Annotated in this window: 1 tRNA gene and 1 rRNA gene; both read left to right on the top strand. The window is 49.4% G+C overall.

Annotation, left to right across the window (positions count from 1 at the left end):
- Positions 1-168 precede the first annotated feature (168 nt).
- A tRNA-Ala gene (locus tag AAIG11_RS17970) sits at positions 169-244 on the top strand.
- Between the two features lie 65 nt (positions 245-309).
- A 23S ribosomal RNA gene (locus tag AAIG11_RS17965) occupies positions 310-389 on the top strand; the annotation flags it as partial.

Genomic DNA, 389 nt, shown 5'->3' with positions numbered 1-389 from the left:
GTAACAAGGTAGCCGTATCGGAAGGTGCGGCTGGATCACCTCCTTTCTAAGGAGTAACGAAGCAAGACACCCGCTGGTTCCGGGTGGCAACTTTCTGCTGTTTGGTTTTGAGAGAAAGTGTTCTCTCAAAAGAAACATCACAAGAAACAACATAGGGAAAAGCATAATGGGGGCGTAGCTCAGTTGGGAGAGCACCTGCCTTGCAAGCAGGGGGTCAGGAGTTCAAATCTCCTCGTCTCCACCAGCTCAAACCCCATTGACAAAATTGTTCTTTGAAAACTGCATGATCGTAAAGGCAAAGTAAAGCAAGGTCAAGGAAGAAAGAGCAAAGGGTGAATGCCTTGGCACCGGGAGCCGATGAAGGACGTGGTAAGCTGCGAAAAGCCACG

The sequence above is a fragment of the Anoxynatronum sibiricum genome (assembly GCF_039414295.1).
Taxonomy (GTDB): Bacteria; Bacillota; Clostridia; order Peptostreptococcales; family Tindalliaceae; genus Anoxynatronum; species Anoxynatronum sibiricum.
The sequence above is the reverse complement of the archived record's forward strand: the minus strand, read 5'-3'. Positions and strand labels throughout refer to the sequence as shown.